This window comes from Streptomyces sp. NPDC000348 (genome assembly GCF_042898795.1).
Classification (GTDB): domain Bacteria; phylum Actinomycetota; class Actinomycetes; order Streptomycetales; family Streptomycetaceae; genus Streptomyces.
In genome coordinates this window covers 1-18,316 of sequence record NZ_JBIAZD010000041.1, presented here as the reverse complement: position 1 = coordinate 18,316, position 18,316 = coordinate 1, and the positions used below count along the sequence as shown (strand labels likewise).

The 18,316-nt window shown below is 72.1% G+C and carries 18 protein-coding genes and 2 pseudogenes; 12 read left to right on the top strand and 8 right to left on the bottom strand.

Going from position 1 to position 18,316, the window contains the following annotated elements; translation table 11 throughout:
- The 3 genes and pseudogenes from ACFY3N_RS36080 to ACFY3N_RS36070 all read left to right on the top strand — a co-directional run.
- Positions 1-816 (top strand): annotated as a pseudogene (locus tag ACFY3N_RS36080) (RiPP maturation radical SAM protein 1); the annotation flags it as partial.
- A 114-nt stretch (positions 817-930) separates the two neighbouring features.
- Positions 931-1,467, top strand: coding sequence for a DUF2087 domain-containing protein (locus ACFY3N_RS36075; RefSeq protein ID WP_390821010.1), 537 nt, complete (start codon positions 931-933; stop codon positions 1,465-1,467).
- 31 nt (positions 1,468-1,498) lie between these two features.
- Positions 1,499-2,932, top strand: coding sequence for a leucyl aminopeptidase (locus ACFY3N_RS36070; protein WP_390821009.1), 1,434 nt, complete (start codon positions 1,499-1,501; stop codon positions 2,930-2,932).
- Between the two features lie 159 nt (positions 2,933-3,091).
- On the opposite strand, the pseudogene ACFY3N_RS36065 reads toward ACFY3N_RS36070, so the two are convergent.
- A pseudogene (locus ACFY3N_RS36065) lies at positions 3,092-3,223 on the bottom strand (AAA family ATPase); the annotation flags it as partial.
- Between the two features lie 344 nt (positions 3,224-3,567).
- Between ACFY3N_RS36065 and ACFY3N_RS36060 the strand changes: the two are divergent.
- Together ACFY3N_RS36060 and ACFY3N_RS36055 are read left to right on the top strand one after the other, a co-directional pair.
- Entirely contained in the window at positions 3,568-4,104 is a 537-nt protein-coding gene (locus ACFY3N_RS36060; protein WP_390821008.1) for a DUF4396 domain-containing protein, read from the top strand.
- A gap of 101 nt (positions 4,105-4,205) precedes the next feature.
- Entirely contained in the window at positions 4,206-4,595 is a 390-nt protein-coding gene (locus tag ACFY3N_RS36055; RefSeq protein ID WP_390821011.1) for a four-helix bundle copper-binding protein, read from the top strand.
- A 94-nt stretch (positions 4,596-4,689) separates the two neighbouring features.
- Here ACFY3N_RS36055 and ACFY3N_RS36050 read toward each other — a convergent pair whose 3' ends face one another.
- From ACFY3N_RS36050 to ACFY3N_RS36020, 7 genes are all read right to left on the bottom strand, one after another.
- Entirely contained in the window at positions 4,690-5,604 is a 915-nt protein-coding gene (locus ACFY3N_RS36050) for a GntR family transcriptional regulator (protein ID WP_390821007.1), read from the bottom strand.
- A 51-nt stretch (positions 5,605-5,655) separates the two neighbouring features.
- Entirely contained in the window at positions 5,656-5,952 is a 297-nt protein-coding gene (locus ACFY3N_RS36045) for an antibiotic biosynthesis monooxygenase family protein (RefSeq protein ID WP_390821006.1), read from the bottom strand.
- A gap of 19 nt (positions 5,953-5,971) precedes the next feature.
- Entirely contained in the window at positions 5,972-6,430 is a 459-nt protein-coding gene (locus ACFY3N_RS36040; RefSeq protein WP_390821005.1) for a cupin domain-containing protein, read from the bottom strand.
- Between the two features lie 23 nt (positions 6,431-6,453).
- On the bottom strand, positions 6,454-7,824 hold the full coding sequence (locus ACFY3N_RS36035; RefSeq protein ID WP_390821004.1) for an NAD-dependent succinate-semialdehyde dehydrogenase: 1,371 nt from the start codon (positions 7,822-7,824) through the stop codon (positions 6,454-6,456).
- On the bottom strand, positions 7,824-8,900 hold the full coding sequence (locus ACFY3N_RS36030; protein ID WP_390821003.1) for an isocitrate/isopropylmalate dehydrogenase family protein: 1,077 nt from the start codon (positions 8,898-8,900) through the stop codon (positions 7,824-7,826). The genes ACFY3N_RS36035 and ACFY3N_RS36030 overlap by 1 nt, the downstream gene beginning before the upstream one ends.
- 10 nt (positions 8,901-8,910) lie before the next feature.
- A complete protein-coding gene (locus tag ACFY3N_RS36025) occupies positions 8,911-9,231 on the bottom strand; it encodes a 2-hydroxycarboxylate transporter family protein (protein WP_390821002.1) in 321 nt (106 codons plus the stop codon).
- A 1,108-nt stretch (positions 9,232-10,339) separates the two neighbouring features.
- On the bottom strand, positions 10,340-11,635 hold the full coding sequence (locus tag ACFY3N_RS36020; protein ID WP_390821001.1) for a CitMHS family transporter: 1,296 nt from the start codon (positions 11,633-11,635) through the stop codon (positions 10,340-10,342).
- Between the two features lie 349 nt (positions 11,636-11,984).
- On the opposite strand from ACFY3N_RS36020, the gene ACFY3N_RS36015 reads away from it, so the two are divergent.
- The 7 genes from ACFY3N_RS36015 (at position 11,985) to rraA (ending at position 18,156) form a co-directional block, all read left to right on the top strand.
- A complete protein-coding gene (locus ACFY3N_RS36015) occupies positions 11,985-12,710 on the top strand; it encodes a FadR/GntR family transcriptional regulator (RefSeq protein WP_390821000.1) in 726 nt (241 codons plus the stop codon).
- 233 nt (positions 12,711-12,943) lie between these two features.
- Positions 12,944-13,654 (top strand): aspartate/glutamate racemase family protein, encoded by a 711-nt coding sequence (locus ACFY3N_RS36010; RefSeq protein ID WP_390820999.1) that lies wholly within the window; start codon positions 12,944-12,946, stop codon positions 13,652-13,654.
- On the top strand, positions 13,651-14,487 hold the full coding sequence (locus ACFY3N_RS36005; RefSeq protein ID WP_390820998.1) for a sugar phosphate isomerase/epimerase family protein: 837 nt from the start codon (positions 13,651-13,653) through the stop codon (positions 14,485-14,487). Before ACFY3N_RS36010 ends, ACFY3N_RS36005 begins: the two co-directional genes overlap by 4 nt.
- 47 nt (positions 14,488-14,534) lie before the next feature.
- Positions 14,535-15,617 (top strand): isocitrate/isopropylmalate dehydrogenase family protein, encoded by a 1,083-nt coding sequence (locus ACFY3N_RS36000; RefSeq protein WP_390820997.1) that lies wholly within the window; start codon positions 14,535-14,537, stop codon positions 15,615-15,617.
- A gap of 82 nt (positions 15,618-15,699) precedes the next feature.
- Positions 15,700-16,974 (top strand): 3-oxo-tetronate kinase, encoded by a 1,275-nt coding sequence (otnK, locus tag ACFY3N_RS35995; RefSeq protein WP_390820996.1) that lies wholly within the window; start codon positions 15,700-15,702, stop codon positions 16,972-16,974.
- On the top strand, positions 16,971-17,615 hold the full coding sequence (gene otnC, locus ACFY3N_RS35990; protein WP_390820995.1) for a 3-oxo-tetronate 4-phosphate decarboxylase: 645 nt from the start codon (positions 16,971-16,973) through the stop codon (positions 17,613-17,615). The genes otnK and otnC overlap by 4 nt, the downstream gene beginning before the upstream one ends.
- Positions 17,616-17,664: 49 nt before the next feature.
- Positions 17,665-18,156 carry a ribonuclease E activity regulator RraA gene (gene rraA / locus ACFY3N_RS35985; protein ID WP_390820994.1) on the top strand — a complete coding sequence of 164 codons (492 nt, stop codon included), beginning with the start codon at positions 17,665-17,667 and terminating at the stop codon, positions 18,154-18,156.
- The last annotated feature ends 160 nt before the right edge of the window (positions 18,157-18,316 follow it).

The window sequence follows — 18,316 nt, the reverse complement described above, 5'->3', positions numbered from 1 at the left end:
GAGAGTCTGAGCACCGAGGGACTGCGACTGCTGAAGAAGGGCGCCACCGCCTTCCAGAACGTGCGCTTCCTCCTCGGCTGCGCGGAATACGGCGTCCTGCCGGTGTGGAACATCCTCACCCGGTACCCGAACGAGACGCCCGAGTCGATGCTCGTCCAGATCGACGTGATCCCCTCGCTCACCCATCTGGAGCCACCGGACAACGACATTCTGACCGTGCACTTCGACCGGTTCAGCCCCTACGTGGAGTCTCCCGGGTCCTACGGTCTGTCGCTGTCACGTCCGCTGCCGGGATACCGGTACGTCTATCCGGAGCTGTCACCGCAAGACCTGTGGAACATCGCCTACCACTTCGAGGGCGACTTCACCGACGACAGCCGCAACGCCGGGATCCGCCGCCTGCTCGCCACACGCGTGAGCCTGTGGCGGGCCCAGCACGACGAGGCCCGGTTCACCTACCGCCTGGGCTTCGACTCGGTGGCGCTCACCGACGAACGCCCGGGGCTGCCACGGCGCGAGGTCGTCCTGCGCGGCGACGACGCCCGGCTGTTCCGGGCCGTCATCGGCGGCGCCCGGTTCCGTGATCTCCAGGGGCGGGGATGGGAGGGGGAGCGCTGGGACGACGCCCTGGAAACGCTGCACAGATGGCGCCGTCAGAGGTGGGTGTTCCTGGAGGGCACGAAGGTGATCGCACTCGCGGTGCGCGAGCAGCCCTCGGCCCACCGGACCCCGCCGGCCAAGGGCACGCCCCGCAGGGCCCGCACCCCCATACCACTCACCCTCGGTGCCCCTCCCCGCGACCGAAGCCCTGGCTGAAACGTGCCCCTTCACCGCAAACCCTTTCAAGGGGCGCCGGAGAAGAAGGTATTCATGGAGACGCGTGAGGTTCGAAGGAAACCGGCGCCCCGAACGACAACCGGAACGGACACGATGAACCCGCCCCCCGCAGACGATCATCAGCCCTCCTGCCGCGACCTGGTGGGCGCGCTCGCCCAGAAGGACCGGCGCGCCGCCTACGCGGCCCTCGCCCTCGGCGCGACGACCGTAGCCGAAGTCGCCGAACGGGCCGGGCTGCGCCCACCGGCCGCCGCCATGGCCCTGCAGAAACTGGCGGACGTCAGAATCGTCTTCTTCGACAGCGAGAAACAGACGTACACCCTGCTCGACGACACCTTCCGGCTGGCCGTCCAGGCGGAGGTCAGGGTCGCCGGGCGACCCGGCGGGGACGGAGCAGGCTCCTACTTCCGGCGCGGCCGGCTGACCTCCATCCCGGGCAACAAGGAAGTGCGCAGCCGGGTGCTGGACGTGGTGAGGGACTCGTTCGAGGCCGGCGTGTCCTATTCCGAGGCCAAGGTCAACGCGATCTGCGGCGAGTGGTTCGACGACTGGGTGACCCTGCGCCGGGCCCTCGTGGACGAGGGCGTGCTGCGCAGGGACGAATCCGGTGCGCTCTACGAGCGCATCTGACGAACGGTGGCTGACGGACGGGGTGCGGCTGATGGTGCGCGTAACGGCCGGGGACGGGAGCGAACCCGCAGACGTCGTCGCGGTGGCCCGGCACACGGGTGCTCCGGCCAGCGCGTTCAGCCGTAGGCGCGGGTTCGTGGCCCGGCCCGGCCAGGTCGTCGCTGAACCGTCGTCCGACGGCCGCTCGGTGGTCCTCACGGTCGGCCTGGGCCCCGCTCGTTCCGCCACGGCCGCGACCTTCCGCCGGGCGGCGGCCGCCGCTGTGCGGGCCGTCGGCCCGGCCCGCACTCTCCGCCTCGACCTCGCCCTGGCCGACGAGGGCGGGGTCCCGGCCGCCGACCGGGTCCGGGCCGTGACGGAGGGAGCCGCGCTCGCCCTGTACAGATACGACGAGTACCGCTCGATGAAGCCGGCGAACCCGCTGGCCCAGGTGACCGTGACGCTCCCCTCGCCCGCCGAGCGCCGGGCCGTGGCCGAAGCGCTGGCCGCGGCGGACGGGACCTGCCTGGCCCGTGATCTCGTCAACTCCCCGGCGGACGCGCTGACTCCTGCGGATTTCGCCCGCCGTATCGCGGAACTGGCGGATTCCACCGGCCTGGCCTGCACGATCCACGATGACCACGCACTGACGGAACTCGGCCTCGCCGGCCTGTCCGCCGTGGCCCGCGGCTCCCGCGAACCCGCTCGCCATGTGGAGGTCGCCTATGAGTCGACGGCCGGAGCTTCTCCGCCCCTTGTCGCTCTGGTCGGTAAAGGCATCACCTTCGACTCCGGCGGGCTGTCCCTCAAGACGGCGGACGAGATGCACGCCATGAAGGCCGACATGGCCGGAGCCGCGGCGGTCGTCGGAGCGCTCGCCGCGCTGCCCCGGATCGCCCCGCCGGTGTCGGTCCGCGCATACGTGCCCCTGGCGGAGAACATGCCGGGCGGCGGTGCGTTGCGCCTCGGCGATGTCGTACGCCACCTCGACGGCACGACCACCGAGATCACCCACACCGACAACGAGGGCCGCGTGGTCCTGGCCGACGTCCTGGTCCGTGCGACCCGTCCGGGACCGCACCGCGCCGATGCCGTGATCGACGTGGCGACCCTCACCTCGTCCGCCACCCACGCGCTCGGCACCCGTACCGGCGCTCTCTTCTCCAACGACGACCGGCTTGCCGACGTGATCCTCGCTGCCGCGGACCGGGCGGGTGAATCATTCTACCGGATGCCGCTGCTCACCCATGAACGTCGGCATCTCCACTCCGCGGTGGCTGACCGGGTGAACTGTTCCCACCGCTACGGCGACGCGATTCAGGCCGCCCTCTTCCTCCAGGACTTCGTCACCCCGGGCACGCCCTGGGCCCACCTCGACATAGCCGCGCCCGCCTACAACAACGAGGCCGCGTACGACGAGAACCCGCACGGCGGCACCGGATTCGCCGTACGCACGCTGATCGAGGCTCTGCGGTTCATGCCCTGACGCCCTTGTGGCGCGGATGCGGGATCACCGCATCCATGTCGATGGCGGCATTCGCGGTCAGCTCTGGACTCGCCGTGGGCTGCCGTGAACCGCTCCGGGATCGGTGGAGGACCCGATCCGCTTCCGCCGGTTCCGCCCGCCTCGGCGGGTGTTTCGGCTCGTGCCGGCGGGCCGGCAGGAGTCGGTGCCGGTCCCGATGGTGGTGCCGTCGAGGGTGAGGCGGCCGACGACGGCCGCGCACAGACGTGGGTCGGTGCAGGTCCCGGTCAGGCCGCCGAAGGACTCGGACGACCGGGACGTCGACTTCGCGCAGGGCATGATCCCGCACCACCAGCGGGTTCTCCGGATGGCGCGGACGGCCCAGGACCCGGAGATCGAGACCATGTCCGGCGACATCGTCGTCGTGGTCCCGGCCGCCGTACTCGTCGCCGCGCCGGTTCTTCCCCGGTCCGCGCCGCGCCCGCGCGGTGCGGACCGATCGGGCGGGGGCATACGGGCTCGTCTGCTTCCCGAGGGCGGTGTCCAGCAGCTTTCCGATCCTCGTCCCCCACACCTGGCCGCATACCCCCTGGGGGTATATAGTCTCCGCAGAGAGCCGCGGAAGACGGTCCTGCCGGACGGATGGGATGAGAGTCATGGAACACAGCACGCATCGAACCGGCGCCCTGCACGACCACAGCGCCCATGAGAACCACGAGGGCCACCACGGCCCCACGGCGCACCACGTCGGGCACGCGGGGGCGTCCTGGTCGATGGCGGTGAAGGCGACGCTGCACTGCCTGACCGGCTGCGCCGTCGGCGAGATCCTCGGCATGGTCATCGGTACGGCCCTGATGTGGGGCAACGTGGCCACGATGACTCTGGCGATCGCGCTGGCGTTCCTCTTCGGCTACTCGTTCACGCTGTCGGCGGTGGTGCGGGCCGGCCTCGACCTCAAGTCCGCGGTCAAGGTGGCGCTGGCCGCCGACACGGTCTCCATCGCGGTGATGGAGCTGGTCGACAACACGATCATCGCCCTGACTCCCGGCGCGATGGACGCCCATCTGTCGGACGGGCTGTTCTGGTCGGCCCTGCTCGGCGGGTTCGCCGTCGCCTTCCTGGTCACCACACCGGTCAACAAGTGGATGATCGGCCGCGGCAAGGGCCACGCCGTCGTCCACGCCCACCACTGAGCGCACCACCATGTTTGCCCCTGCCGGGTCCCGCCCACCCGGCAGGGGCGAACGGCGTTCGAAGGAGGAGATCCACAGTGACCACGGTCAACGTCAAGGACATGCTCGACACCTACCCCGCCGACCTGGGACAGGTGGACCGCACCAAGCTCACCCGCTGCATCGAGGAGTGCCTGGCCTGCGCCCAGGCGTGTACGGCGTGCGCGGACGCGTGCCTGTCCGAGGGCATGGTCGGCGACCTCACCAAGTGCATCCGCACCGACATGGACTGCGCCGACATCTGCAACACCACCGCCGCCGTACTGTCCCGGCACACCGGCTACGACGCCAACATCACCCGCGTGATCCTCACCGCGTGCGCCACCGCCTGCAAAGCCTGCGGCGACGAATGCGCCGCGCACGCCGACATGCACGACCACTGCCGCCTGTGCGCGGAAGCCTGCCGCTCCTGCGAGCAGGCGTGCCACGACCTCCTCCAGACGTTGGGCTGAGCCGCCCGCACCGCGCCGGAGCAGGCGGACCTCCCTACAGGTCGGCGCCTGTTCCGGCGCGGTTCCAACGGGACGTTCGGCGGCACCGGAGCGGTCAGACGGCCCCGTCGTTCCCCTGGCCGGTCTTCTCCCGGCCGACCGACGACAGGTGCTCGCGCAGGTGGGCCGACGCCTCGGCGCGCTTGCCGGCCAGGAGGAGGTCGGCGAGGCGCACGTGCTCGGCGCAGCGCAGGGCCGCGCGGTCGCGCTGGAGGGAGCGCCGGTACTCGATGAGGCGGCGCAGACGGTCGACGCGGCGCAGGGAGTCGATGAAGAAGGAGTTGCGGCTGCACGCCATGACGACCTCGTGGAAGCGGCTGTTGAGGTCGTAGAGCTGGGCGTTGCCGATGGTGTGGACCTCTCCGTCGACCAGGCGTTGTTGCTGTGCGCGGACGGTCTCGAGGGCGTCGCGGTCGAGGACGAAGCCGGGTTCGAGGACGGCGGCGGGTTCGATGGTGAGCCGGAAGCGGTAGCTGTCCTGGTAGGCGTCCATCGAGGTGAGCATGGGCTGGAACTCCCAGCCGTATCCGGGGAGTCGCTCGATCCAGCCCTCCACCGCGATGCGGCGCAGGACGTGGGCGAGCCGGCCGGGCATGAGGTCGTAGCGGCGGGCGAGGGCGTTCTCGGTGACCCGGTCGGGGAGCCGGCCGTCGAGCCGGTCGGCCGCGATACGCAGGTAGACGTCCTCGGCGTCGTCCTCGGCCGGCGGGAGGGGGGACGCCTCGGTCAGGGCCGGGCCGGTGAGGGCGACGGTGTAGCCGCCGCGTGCGGCGGCGGCCACGACGCCCTCGTCCGCCAGCAGCCGCAGGGCCTGGCGGACCGGTGAGCGGGAGACCTTCAGTTGTTCCGCGAGGGTCCGTTCGACCAGGCGTGTGCCGACGGCCAGTCCGCTCGACGCGATGTGCTCCACGATGCGGGCGGCCGTCCGCCGGGTGAGCGGGGTGGGGCCGTGGGCCGTGGGCGCTGTCATCCTCTGGTGCCTCCGCGTGGGCCGGGACCCGATCGGTCCCGGCCGCCGACGTCATGGTGCAAGGACGGAGTGTACGTGTTCGACCTGCGGCGGAGCGGCGAAGTACGGTCCGGCCAGGGCCCGCCAGCGGGCGAAGCCCTCGGAGGCGCGGAAGGTGACGGTGTGGTGCTCGACCGTCTCCCAGCGGACCATCAGCCGGTAGCGCGAGGGGTGTTCGAGGCTGCGGTGCAGGTCGACCCCGTCGCAGCCGTCGGCCGCGAGGAAGTGGGGCAGGGCCTTGGCGACGGCCTCCTCGAACTCCTGCTCCTGGCCCGGACGGATCTCGATCTGGGCGATCTCGGTGATCATGTGGCGCTTCTTCCCGGCGTCAGCCGCGGTTCTCGGCGGCGGCCTTGTCGTGTTCGGCGTCGACCCGTGCGGTGACACCCGTTTCGACGAGGGTGCGGGTGGCGTCGACGGAGGCGTAGATCCACAGGATGCGCATCGGCTCGGTGGCGGAGGCGTTGCGGAACCGGTGGGGCGTGCCGGCGGGGACGTAGGTGGTGTCGAATCGGGTCACGTGGTGCTCGGTGCCGTCGATCTCCACGATGGCGTCGCCTTCGAGGATGGTCACGCTCTCCGGGCAGTTGTGGGTGTGCAGGGCGATGCCCGCGCCGCCCTCGAAGAGGGTCTGGCCGGTGAGGAAGACCTCGGCGCCGACGGACTTGGTGACCAGGGGGATGGTGCGGGCGCCGCCGCCGCGGCTGAAGGCGGTCAGTTCGGCCGGGCGCAGCACGGCAGGCGGGAAGGAGGCGAAGCAGGGGGTGTCGGTGGGGTGGTCGTGCACGGTGTTTCTCCAGGTGGGGGTGGTCAGGCGGCCGGGCCGATCCAGACGGTCTTGGTGTTGGTGAACTCGCGGATGCCCTCGGCACCGAGCTCGCGGCCGTAACCGGACTTCTTGATGCCGCCGAAGGGCAGGCGCGGGTCGGAGGCGACCATGCCGTTGACGAAGACGGCGCCGGCGTCGAGGACGCGGGCGAGGCGGCGGGCCCGGTCCAGGTCGGCCGTCCACAGGGCGGCGCCGAGGCCGTACTCCGTCTGATTGGCCAGGGTGATCGCCTCGTCGGCGTCGGCGACGCGGGTGACGGCCGCGACGGGGCCGAAGGTCTCCTCGTCGAAGGCGGCCATGCCGGGGCGCACGTGGTCGAGGACGGTGGGCGGGTAGTAGCAGCCCGGACCGTCGGGGACCTCACCGCCGAGGAGCAGGTGGGCGCCGGCGTCGAGGGTGCGCCGGACCTGGTCGTGCAGGGTGTCGCGGAGGTTCGCGCGGGCCATGGGACCGATGGCGGTGTCCGGGTCGGCCGGGTCGCCGGTCTTCAGGGCGGCCGCGGCGGCCGTGAAGGCGGCGACGAACTCGTCGGCGACGGCTTCCTCGACGATGAACCGCTTGGCGTTGACGCAGGACTGGCCGGCGTTGACGTAGCGGGCCTTGACGGCGGTGGCGGCGGCGGCCGGGACGTCGGCGTCGGCCAGCACGATGAACGGGTCGGAGCCGCCGAGTTCCAGGACCTGCTTCTTCAGGACGGCGGCGGCCTGCGCGGCGACGATCGCGCCGACCTCGGTGGAGCCGGTGAGGGTGACCGCCGCGACGCGCGGGTCCGCGATGAGGCCGGCGACCTGGTCCACCTCGATCAGCAGGGTCCGGCACAGGCCCTCGGGGGCGCCGGCCCTGCGGACGACCTCCTCGACGGCGAGGGCGCACTGCGGCACGTTGTTCGCGTGCTTGAGCAGGGTGCCGTTGCCCGCGGCCAGGGCGGGGGCGGCGAAGCGGAAGAACTGCCAGAAGGGGTAGTTCCACGGCATCACCGCGAGGACCACGCCGAGGGGGTCGTGGACGACGGCGCTCTCGGTGGCGTTCGAGGCGACCGGCCGGTCGGCGAGCTGGTCCGGGGCGTGATCGGCGTAGTACTCGCAGGTCATCGCGCACTTCTCGATCTCGGCGCGCGCCTCGGTGACCGGCTTGCCCATCTCGGCGGTGATGAGGGCCGCGTAGTGGTCCCTGCCCTCGCGCAGGACGCGGGCCATCTCCCGCAGCAGGGGGGTGCGGTCGGTGACGTCACGTCGGCGCCAGGCGGCCTGCGCCGAGGCCACCGCGTCGAGGACGCCGTCGACCTCCTCGGCGGACTGCGGTGTGCAGCGGGCGAGTTCGGCGCCGGTGGCCGGGTCGGTGGAAACGATCATCAGGCGGTCTCTCCGGTCTGTTCGATGGTGCGGCGGATCTCCGCAGCGAAGTCGGCGGTGCCGAGGGTGCCGCCGATGTCGCGGGTGCGGGTCGCGGGGTTGTCCAGGACGGTGCCGACCGCAGCGGTGACGACGGCGGCGGCCCGCTGGAGCCGGCCGTCGCCGTCGCGCCGGCCGCGCCAGTCCAGCAGCATCGCGGCGGACAGGATCAGGGAGGTGGGGTTGGCGACGCCCAGGCCGGCGATGTCGGGTGCGGAGCCGTGCTGGGCCTGGGCGACGCACAGGGTGTCGGAGGCGTTGACGGAGCCGCCCAGACCCAGGCTGCCGGAGAGTTCGGACGCCTCGTCGGAGAGGATGTCGCCGAACATGTTGGTGGTGACGATGACGTCGAACCGCCGCGGGCTGCGGATGAGCAGCGCGGCGGTGGCGTCGACGATCAGCTCTTCGAGCTCGACGTCGGGGAAGTCGGCGGCCACCTTGCGCACTTCGCGCAGGAACAGTCCGTCCGAGAGCTTGACCACGTTGGCCTTGTGGACTGCCGTCACCTTCTTGCGGCGGGTGCGGGCCAGTTCGAAGGCGGTCCGGGCGACCCGCTCGCTGGCCCTCGCGGTCACCTTGCGGATCGAGAAAGCGGAGTCCTCGTCGGGCATGAACTCCCCCGCGCCCGCGAACATGTTGCGGTCGGAGTAGAAGCCCTCGGTGTTCTCCCGGACGATGACCAGGTCCATCGGATCGCGCAGGATGCTCAGGTCGGGGTGGGAGCGGCAGGGGCGGACGTTGGCGTACAGCTTGAAGCGGGTGCGCAGTTCGGCCGAAGGGTTGACGCCGCCCTCGGCGCGGGGCGGGTAGTCCAGGTGCGAGACCGGGCCGAGCAGGACGCCGTCGGCCTCCGGAACGCGTTCCAGCACGGCGTCCGGCAGGGTCGAACCCGACGCGGCCAGGGACGCGAAACCGATGTCGTGGGTCTCGTGGGTCAGGTTCAGGCCGAGCTTCTCGTCGGCGGCGCCGAGCACGTCCAGGGTGGCCGCGGTGATCTCGGGGCCGATGCCGTCGCCGGGCAGGACCAGGATGTTCACGGAGGGCCTTTCATGAGGGAAGGAGGGGAGCGGTCACCGGCGGCGTGGGTGGCCACGAGTGCCGGGTGACAGTGGTGCCGCCGCCGGTGCGGGTGGCGATCCGGGCGAACGGCACGAGACGCGTGCGGCCGGCTGCGGCCAGGACGGCGGTGCCGCCCGCGTCGGCCGTGCCGTTGCGCGTTGCCGCGGCCGGGGCCGTCTCCGCGGGGTGGAGTCCGGAGGGGCCGGCGCACCTGGCGACGACTCCTGTTCCGTCCCCGGCGTACACCGTCGGTACGCAGGTCAGCAGCAGCGCCGCCGGGGAGCGGATTCCCGTTCGTCCGCCACGCACGGGCCCGGTGGCACGCGGGTGGCGGATTTCGCGGGGTCTGCGAGGTCGTGCATGGAACGTCCTTGAGGCGGCTCGGAGCAGGAGGCGGTGGGTCGTGGACGGCCGGGGCGGCTGCACCGGAGTGGCGACGACGAGTGACGGATGGGACATGGCGGTGACCCGCCGCGCCCCGGTACGTCACCGCTACGGATACGTTAGGCACATCGCTTGGTTTTTTGGAAGAGCGTTGTACCAAAAGGTGGTCGGGAACCCGTCCGGATGCGGCAGCCGTGCGACCCCGCCCTTCCCAGGGCGATGCGAGGAGCCGGCGTCTCCGTACCGCCGTGCGGCACACCGCCCGCCGACCCGCGCGGGCGCCCCCTCACTCCGGGCATCCACCCGTACCGGCCCGGCCCTTGCGGCGCCCCTGCCTCCCGGACGGCCCGCACGCGCCGGGCGCGCCGACGCGCATCGCGGTGCCCGCCCCGGCGCGGACCCGTCCGACGGGTCGAGCCGACCGGCGAAGCGGGTGAGGAAGGAGCCGGCGCTCCACGGATGGCGACCACCCAGCCGTCGGCGCGGTCGACGCGGTCCTGATGAGCAGCGGTCTTCCCGCCTCCGCTCTTGACGAGCAGCCGGGTTTCTAGTTGTCTACCGGTGAACCGGTGTCGTCCTGCGGGTGTCCCGCACGGATTCCCGAGCGTCCCTCGGGCCGTCCTCTCGCAGGCATCGCCCTCCGTACGGTGTCGAGCCGCATCACACCGGACGCGAGTCCCTCCGCGGTCCACGAGCCGCCGCGACACCGACCCACCGGTCACTTCATACCCCCCCCACGAGCCGCCTCGCAGGCCGCGCCCGCCAAGACGCACGGGCGCGGCGGGGCTGCGCCCGCCTCAGCCGATCGCGCCACGGCCGCCTCCCGCCGGCGGCCTCGCCCTGCCCCAAGGAGCAACGATGCTCGCCGTCCTCGGCTTCGCCCTGCTCACCGGTGCGATCACGGTCGTCCGACCCGGAGCGTGGGGGCGGCCGGCCGGTCCGCCGCCACCACGCGGTACAAGCACGGTGGACCGCACCGTCACACGGTGCGGTCCACCAGACAGGAGGCAACCTACGGGACACCCCGCGCGGCTCAGGTCACGCTGATCGCTCCGGTGACGACGGCGAAGACGATGTAGGCGAGGGAGACGAGGACACCCCAGCGCAGGGCGTGCTTCTGGAAGTCGCCGAGCTCGGCCTTGACCAGACCGAGCAGGACCCACAGGGGAGCCGAAGTGGGGCCCATCATGTGGAGGATCTGGCCGATGGCGCCGGCGCGGGCGATCTCGTTGGCCTCGATGCCGTAGTGCGCGGCGGACTCCGCGAGGACGGGGACGACACCGAACCAGTAGCCGTCGTTGGACATGAAGAAGCCGAGAGGAAGGGCGAGGACCGCGGTGAAGAGCGGGATGGCGTTGCCCCAGCCGTCCGGGACGATCGACAGGGCCGCGTCCGCCATGGCCTTGATCATGCCGGAGTCGGTCATGATGCCGGTGAAGACGCCGGCGGCCAGGACGAGGATCATGACCGGGACGGCGTTGGACGCCTGGCGCTTGATGAGGTCCTGCTGGTCGCCGATGGAGCGGATGTTGACGAGCAGGGCGATGACGAAGGCGACCATGAAGAGCACGACGAGGTCGGCGACCTCGAGGATGAGCAGGACCATCAGGATCAGGGTGAGGGCGGCGTTGAACCACATCCGCCAGTCGGCCTTGACCGGCTCGAACGCCTCGCCGGAGGCGATCTCCAGCTTGTAGGCGGCGAGCTTCTCCCCGTCGATCTTGTGGCGTTCGCGCAGGCCCAGCCAGTAGGCGACGGCGATGATGGCCAGACTGGTCAGGGCCATCGGGCCGATCATGTGGACGAAGTACTCGCCGGCGTTCAGGTGGAGGACGCTGATGCCGCGGGTGGCGGCGCCGCCCCAGGGGGTGGTGCCGGAGATCGTGCCCAGCGCCATGGCCGCCAGGGTCGCCAGGATCAGCGGGTTCATGCCGAGGCGGCGGTAGATGGGCAGGAACGCCGAGCAGACGATCATGTAGCTGGTGGTGCCGTCGCCGTCGAGGGCGACCAGCAGGGAGAGCACGGCGGTGCCGACGACGATGCGGAGCGGGTCGCCCTTGGAGGCGCGGACGATGGCCTGGACGATGGGCTCGAAGAGTTTGACCTCCATCATGAGGCCGAAGTAGAGGACGGCGAACAGCAGCAGGGCCGCGGTGGGTGCGACGGTTTCCAGACCGCTCATGATCATGTCGCCGAGCTCGGCGCCCTTGCCCGCGATGAGGGCGGCGGCGATCGGGGTGAGCATGATGGCGGTGAACGCGGAGAGGTGCTTCCGCATCACGAGCAGCATGAAGCTGCCCAGTGTGGCGAAGCCGAGGACGGCGAGCATCGTTGCTCCTTGGGGCAGGACTGAGGGCCGCCGGTCGGACGGCGGCGCAGGACGGCGCGTGAGGTCAGTGCGTGTCGGTTCGGGGGACGACCGGCAGCGCACACGGGGCCGTACTCGGCTCGTGCGTCGGGTCGGTCATGGTACGTGCGGCTCCTGTACGGCGGCTCGGCGGGCGCACGGTCGCGGCGGGCGAAGGCCCGGTGGGGAGCTCAGGAGTGCGCCTGGCATGGCTGGGACTGCCGGAACGGCCGGTCGGGAAGGGAGGGCGGCTCGACCGCCGACTTCCGGACAACCGGTTTACCGGATTGCCGGTAGGTAACTAGAATCCGGCCATCGCGTCAATACCGAAGTGAGGAATTCGATGGCCGAACTCGCCAGGATCACGGTCGAGCCGCGGGAACCGCTGGCCGCCGAGGTCTCCCGTCGCCTGATCGACTACCTGATGTCCGGCGAGGTGCAGCCCGGCGACCGCATCCCGTCGGAGCGGCAGCTGACCGAGATGCTCGGAGTGAACCGGCCCACCGTGCGTGAAGCGATCAAGTCACTGGGCTTCCTCGGCCTGCTGGAGATCCGGCAGTCCAGCGGAACGTACTTCCGCGGCACCGACTCCGACGTGCTCTACCGCCTCTTCGAACTGGGCCTCGTACTGGGCGAGCGGGGTGCTCGCGACATGGTGCAGGCCCGCGCGGAGCTCGAGGTCGTCGTCGCCGGCCTGGCCGCGCAGGCGCGCGACGAAGCCGGCGTCGAACTGCTGCGCGCCCGCCTGACGGCGATGCGCGAGTGCCCGGACGAGGAGTTCCCGGAGGCGGACACCGCCTTCCACGCGGCCCTGGGCGAGCTGTCCGGCAACACGGTGCTGCGGGACGTGCTCAAGGGCATGCGGGCGATGATCCAGCGCGGCTGGGTGGAGCGCACCGGGGCCGTCCGTTCCCGCGAGGTGGCCTACGCCGACCATGTGCCGATCTTCGAAGCGGTCGCGAAGGGGGACGCCGAAGCGGCCCGGACGGCGATGGCCCGGCACATGAGCGGCGCGTCCCGGCGCCTCATGGAAGCCCTCGAACAGCGCGAGGCGTAGCCCCGCCGACGGGCCGCCGGACGAGCGCCGGCGCCCCGTCGGCACTCCACGGCCTCAACCGGTTGACCGGTTGACCGGTTCGGCCTACAGTGACGGCACGGCACCGCGACAACACGCTGCCGTCCCCATCCCGGGCCCCTCCCCCGCCGTCACGGAACGTTCCCGCGCCGGCCGAGGAAGGCCCGCGGTCGGGACCCTTGCCGGTCCCCGCCTACCGGAAGAGGAAGAACCCGGTGATCGAACCCCATCCCCTGGTCGCCATGATCCATGCCGTGCCGGCCGCACACCGCATCGCCCATGAGGCGTTCGCTCAGGAATTTCCGCAGGCCACGACCTGGAACGTAGTGGACGACCGGCTGCTGGACGACGCCCGCGAGGCCGGCGGACTCACCGACGCGCTGCGCCGCCGCATGCTCCGCCTGATCGGACACGTGATGGACGGTGGTGCCCAGGGCCTGCTGCTGACCTGCTCCTCCTACGGAGAGGTGGTCGACACCGCCCGGATGCTGTGGGACGTGCCGGTACTGAAGTCGGACGAGTCGATGTTCAAGGCCGCCCTGGCCGGCCCGTACCGGCGGATCGCCGTCGTCGCCTCCACCCCGCCGGCCGTCCCGGCCGCCGTCGCCCAGCTCGAAGCGCTCGTCCCCGCCGTCCGCCCGGACCGCCCGGTCGACATCGTGACCGCCCTGAGCGAGGAGGCCGCCGCCGCGGCCGACCCCGAGACCGCCGCCCGCCACCTGGCGGACGCCCTGCACCGGGCCGGGGGGACCGACGCCGACGCGGTCCTCCTGGCGCAGTACTCGCTCACCCCGGCACGCGACGCCCTGGCCGCCCTGCTGGGGGTGCCGGTGCTGGACGGCGCCGGTGCCGCCGCCCGTGAACTGCGCGGTCTGCTCACATCCGACGGCACGCCGACCGCCCCGGCCCCGGTGGTCGCGCCGTGACCGCGGGACTGCCCTGGCCGCTGGCCTACACCGTCTCCGGTGACGACTGCCGCTCCCCCGTGCCGCTCGGCCACACGGCGCCTCTCGCCGAGGCCGTCCGCGATCTCGCCGAACTCGGCTACGACGGGGTGGAGGTACAGGTGCGCGAGACCGGTGCCCGGGACGCCGAAGCCCTGGCCCGGACCGTCGAGACCGCCGGCCTGAAGATCCTCGGCATCGGCACCGGACCGGTCGCGGCACAGGACCGGCTGTCGCTGACCGACCCGTCACCCGACGTGCGCCGCCACGCCCTGTCCCGGCTGCTGGGAGCCGCCCGTCTGGCCGGTGAGCTCGGTGTCCCGGTCACCCTGGGCCAGACCCGCGGCACCTTCCTGCCGGGGCTCGAGGACATGCAGCAGGTGTGGGCCGAACGCGCCGTGGAGCGACTGGCCGAGGAGGCGGCCGCGTGCGGCAGCCGGTTGCTGCTGGAGCCGCAGTCGCGTGCCAACACCTCGCTGTGGCACACCCCGGCCGAGGCCCTCGCCTTCATCGACTCGCTCGACGCTCCGGCCGGACTGGTGCTGGACACCCACCACCTCGACGCCGAGGGCATCGACACGGTACGGGCCGTCACGGATCACACCGATGTCACGGGCTGCCTCCAGCTCGCCGCTTCCTCGACCCGGGGCCCCCTGACGGTCGGTGATCCCCGGCTCCCCACCCTGTTCACCGCTCTCCGCGCGGCCGGCTTCACCGGCTGGCTGACGCTGGAGCACACCCAGGACGGCGACAGCACCAAGGCCGCCGCCCGCTCCTGGACCGCGCTCGCCGACGCGGCGGCCGCACCGTTCTGACCTCGTCTCCCCGGACTCCCACCCCTGTTCTGAGAGGAACCCGCACCATGAGCAGCAAGACCTACCGCCTCGGCGTCCTCGAAGGTGACGGCATCGGCCCCGAGATCGTCCCCTCCTCCGTCGAGATCGCCACCGCCGCCGCCCGGGCCGCCGGCGTCTCCGTCGACTGGGTGACCCTGCCCCTGGGCGCCGCCGCCATCGAGACCCACGGCACCCCGGTCCCCGAGGAGACCAAGGACGCCCTGGCCGGCCTGGACGGCTGGTACCTCGGCCCGCACGACTCCGTGTCCTACCCCGAGCCGCACAAGTCCGCGCTCAACCCCTCGGGCACCCTGCGCAAGCACTTCCAGCTCTTCGCCAACATCCGCCCCGCCAAGTCCTTCCCGGGCGCCAAGGCCGTCTGCGGCGACGCCGACCTCGTCATCGTCCGCGAGAACACCGAGGGCTTCTACGCCGACCGCAACACCTTCGCGGGCACCGGTGAGTTCATGCCCACCCCGGACACCGCGATCATGCTGGGCATCATCACCCGCGAGGCCACCGAGCGCGTCGCCCGCGTCGCCTTCGACCTGGCCCGCTCGCGCCGCAAGAAGCTGACCATCGTCCACAAGGCCAACGTCCTGAAGCTGACCACCGGCCTGTTCCGCACGGTCTGCCAGGAAGTGGCGAAGGACTACCCGGACGTGGCGGTGGACGACTTCCACATCGACGCCATGACCGTCCACCTGGTGCGCCGCGCCCAGGACTTCGACGTCATCGTCACCGAGAACATGTTCGGCGACATCCTCTCCGACCTGGCCGGCGAGATCTCCGGCTCGCTGGGCACCGCCCCGTCCATCAACTCCTCCGCCACCACCGCCATGGCCCAGGCCTCCCACGGCTCCGCCCCCGACATCGCCGGGCAGAACATCGCCAACCCGGTCGCCATGATCCTCTCCGGCGCGATGCTGTTCGAGTGGCTCGCCGCCAAGCACGGCGACGAGAAGCTCGCCGCCGTCGCGAAGATCATCGAGAAGGGGGTGGCCGACGCGATCGCCGCCGGCACCTCCACCCGCGACCTCGGCGGCTCCGCCTCCACCACCGAGTTCACCGCCGCCGTCATCAAGGCCATCGACGCCGGCCAGAACTGACCTCCGCTCCGGGGCGGGTGACTCCGCCGCCCGCCCCGGTCCCCCATGCTCCGCCCGCACGCCCGAGGAGAGACCCCCGACCATGACCCTGCGCATCGGCTGCACAGCCGACGACTTCACCGGCGGCACCGACGTCGCCGCCGCCTTCCGGCGTGCCGGCCTGCGCACCGCCCTGGTCTTCGGTGTCCCTGACGACACCACCGCGCTGCCCGCGGACTGCGACGCCGCGGTGGTCGCCCTCAAGTCCCGCTCCACGCCCGTCGACGAGGCGGTCGCCGACTCGCTCGCCGCCCAGCGCTGGCTGTGGGGCAAGGGCGCCGCCCAGATCTACTTCAAGTACTGCTCCACCTTCGACTCCACCCCGCAGGGCAACATCGGCCCGGTCACCGACGCCCTCATGGACGCCGCCGGCGCCGCGGTCACCCTGCACTGCCCGGCCTCCCCGCCCAACGGCCGCACCGTCTACCAGGGCCACCTGTTCGTCCACGACCAGCTGCTGTCCGACTCGCCGCTGCGCCACCACCCCCTCAACCCCATGACGGACTCCGCCCTGGTGCGCCTGCTGTCCGCGCAGACCCGCCACCGGGTGGGCCTGGTCGACTGGACCACCGTGCGCCGCGGGGTCGAGGCCGTGCGCGACGCCGTGGCCGCCCACCAGCAGGCCGGTGTCCGGCACGTCGTCGCCGACGCCCTCACCGACGAGGACCTCGCCGTCCTGGGCGCCGCCACGCTGGAGCTGCCGGTGGTCGCCGGGGCCGCCGGCCTGGCCGAGGGGGTCGGGCACGCCTACCCCGCCACCGGATCGGCCACCACCGAACCCTGGCCGGACCAGGGGCGGGCCGCCGTCCTGGCGGGCAGTTGCTCGGCCCGCACCCTGGAGCAGATCGCCCAGTTCTACGCCGCCGGCCTGCCCTCCCTCCACCTCGACGTCCTCGCCGCCGCCACCGGCCGCGACGTCGTCGGCGAGGCCCTGGCCTGGTACGACGAGCAGGACCCCGCCCTGCCCGTCCTGATCTACGCCTCCGCCTCACCGGAGGAACTGGCCGCTGTACAGGCCCAGTTGGGTGTCGCCGAAGCCGCCGCGCAGGTCGAGGAGCTCCTCGGCACCCTCGCCTCCCACCTCGTGGAACGCGGCGTGCGCCGGCTGCTCGTCGCCGGCGGGGAGACCTCCGGCGCCGTCACCACGGCCCTGGGCGTGCGGGCCGTCCTCGTCGGCGAGGAAGCCGACCCCGGCGTGCCCTGGACGTACGCCACCACCGGGCACGGCGACCTCGCCCTCATGCTGAAGTCCGGCAACTTCGGCGCCCCCGACCTGTTCGTCCGAGCCCTGCGCACCGTCGCCGAGGAGACCACGTGACCGCCTACGCCGACGAGTCGGCCGCCCGCGCCCTCATCGTCCGTACCGCCCGCTCCCTCTTCGCACGCGGTCTGACCCACGGCTCGACCGGCAACCTGTCCGTCCGTCTGGCCGACGGCAGCCTGCTCCTCACGCCGACCGGGTCCAGTCTCGGCACCGTCGAGGAGGCCGAACTCTCCCGCGCCGACCTGCACGGCACCCACCTGGACGGCCCCCGGCCCACGAAGGAGGCGTTCCTGCACGCCGCCTTCTACCGGGCCCGGCCCACCGCCCACGCGGTCGTGCACCTGCACTCCACCCACTCCGCCGCGGTGTCCTGCCTCGACGGAGTGGACCCCGCCAACGCGCTGCCGCCGCTCACCGCCTACTACGCCATGCGCGTCGGCACCCTGCCCCTGCTGCCCTACCACGCCCCCGGTGACAGCGCGCTGGAGCCGCTCGCCGAGGAGACGGCCCGCACCCACCACGCCGTCCTGCTCGCCAACCACGGTCCCGTCGTCGCCGGCGCGTCCCTGGAGCAGGCCGCCGACGCGATCGAGGAACTGGAGGAGACCGCCAAACTCCACCTCCTCCTGCGGGGACACACCACTCGTCCCCTCACCCCCGAGCAGGCTGCCGCGCTCGCCCCCACATCCCCCTGACGGCCGGATGAACCGCGAGCGCGGCAGTCTCCCCAGCGAAGGAGCCCCCATGACAGTCACCCCCGTCCCCACCGCCGACCTCGTCGACCGGTACGGCACCGAACTGCGCGTCTGCGACCTGCAGTTCCGCCAGTTCGGCGCCCACCGCGGCTTCGCCGGCCCGGTCCGTACCGTCTCCTGCCACGAGGACAACGGCCTGCTGCGCGACCTGCTGCGCACCCCCGGCGACGGCCACGTCCTCGTCGTCGACGGCGGCGGCTCCCTGCGCACCGCCCTGGTCGGCGACCTCATCGCCGGCGCCGCCCAGGACAACGGCTGGGCCGGCCTGGTCCTGCACGGCGCCGTCCGCGACAGCGCCGCCCTCGCCGGTCTGCGGCTCGGCATCAAGGCGCTGGGCACCATCCCGCGCAAGAGCGCCAAGGACGCGGCCGGCGCCGTCGACGTGCCCCTCACCTTCGGCGGCCTCACCTTCCGCCCCGGCGACGTCCTGCACGCCGACGACGACGGCATCGCCCTCCTCCCCGAAGGCACGGTGAGCTGACCGGTGGTTCTGAAGACCTTCGGCTGGTCGTTCGCGGTCACCGCGCTCGGTCTGGTCGCAGCGGCCCTCTTCGGGGGGTGGACCGCCTTCGGCATCGTGGCGATCCTCTCGATCCTGGAGATCTCGCTCTCCTTCGACAACGCGGTGGTCAACGCCGGCA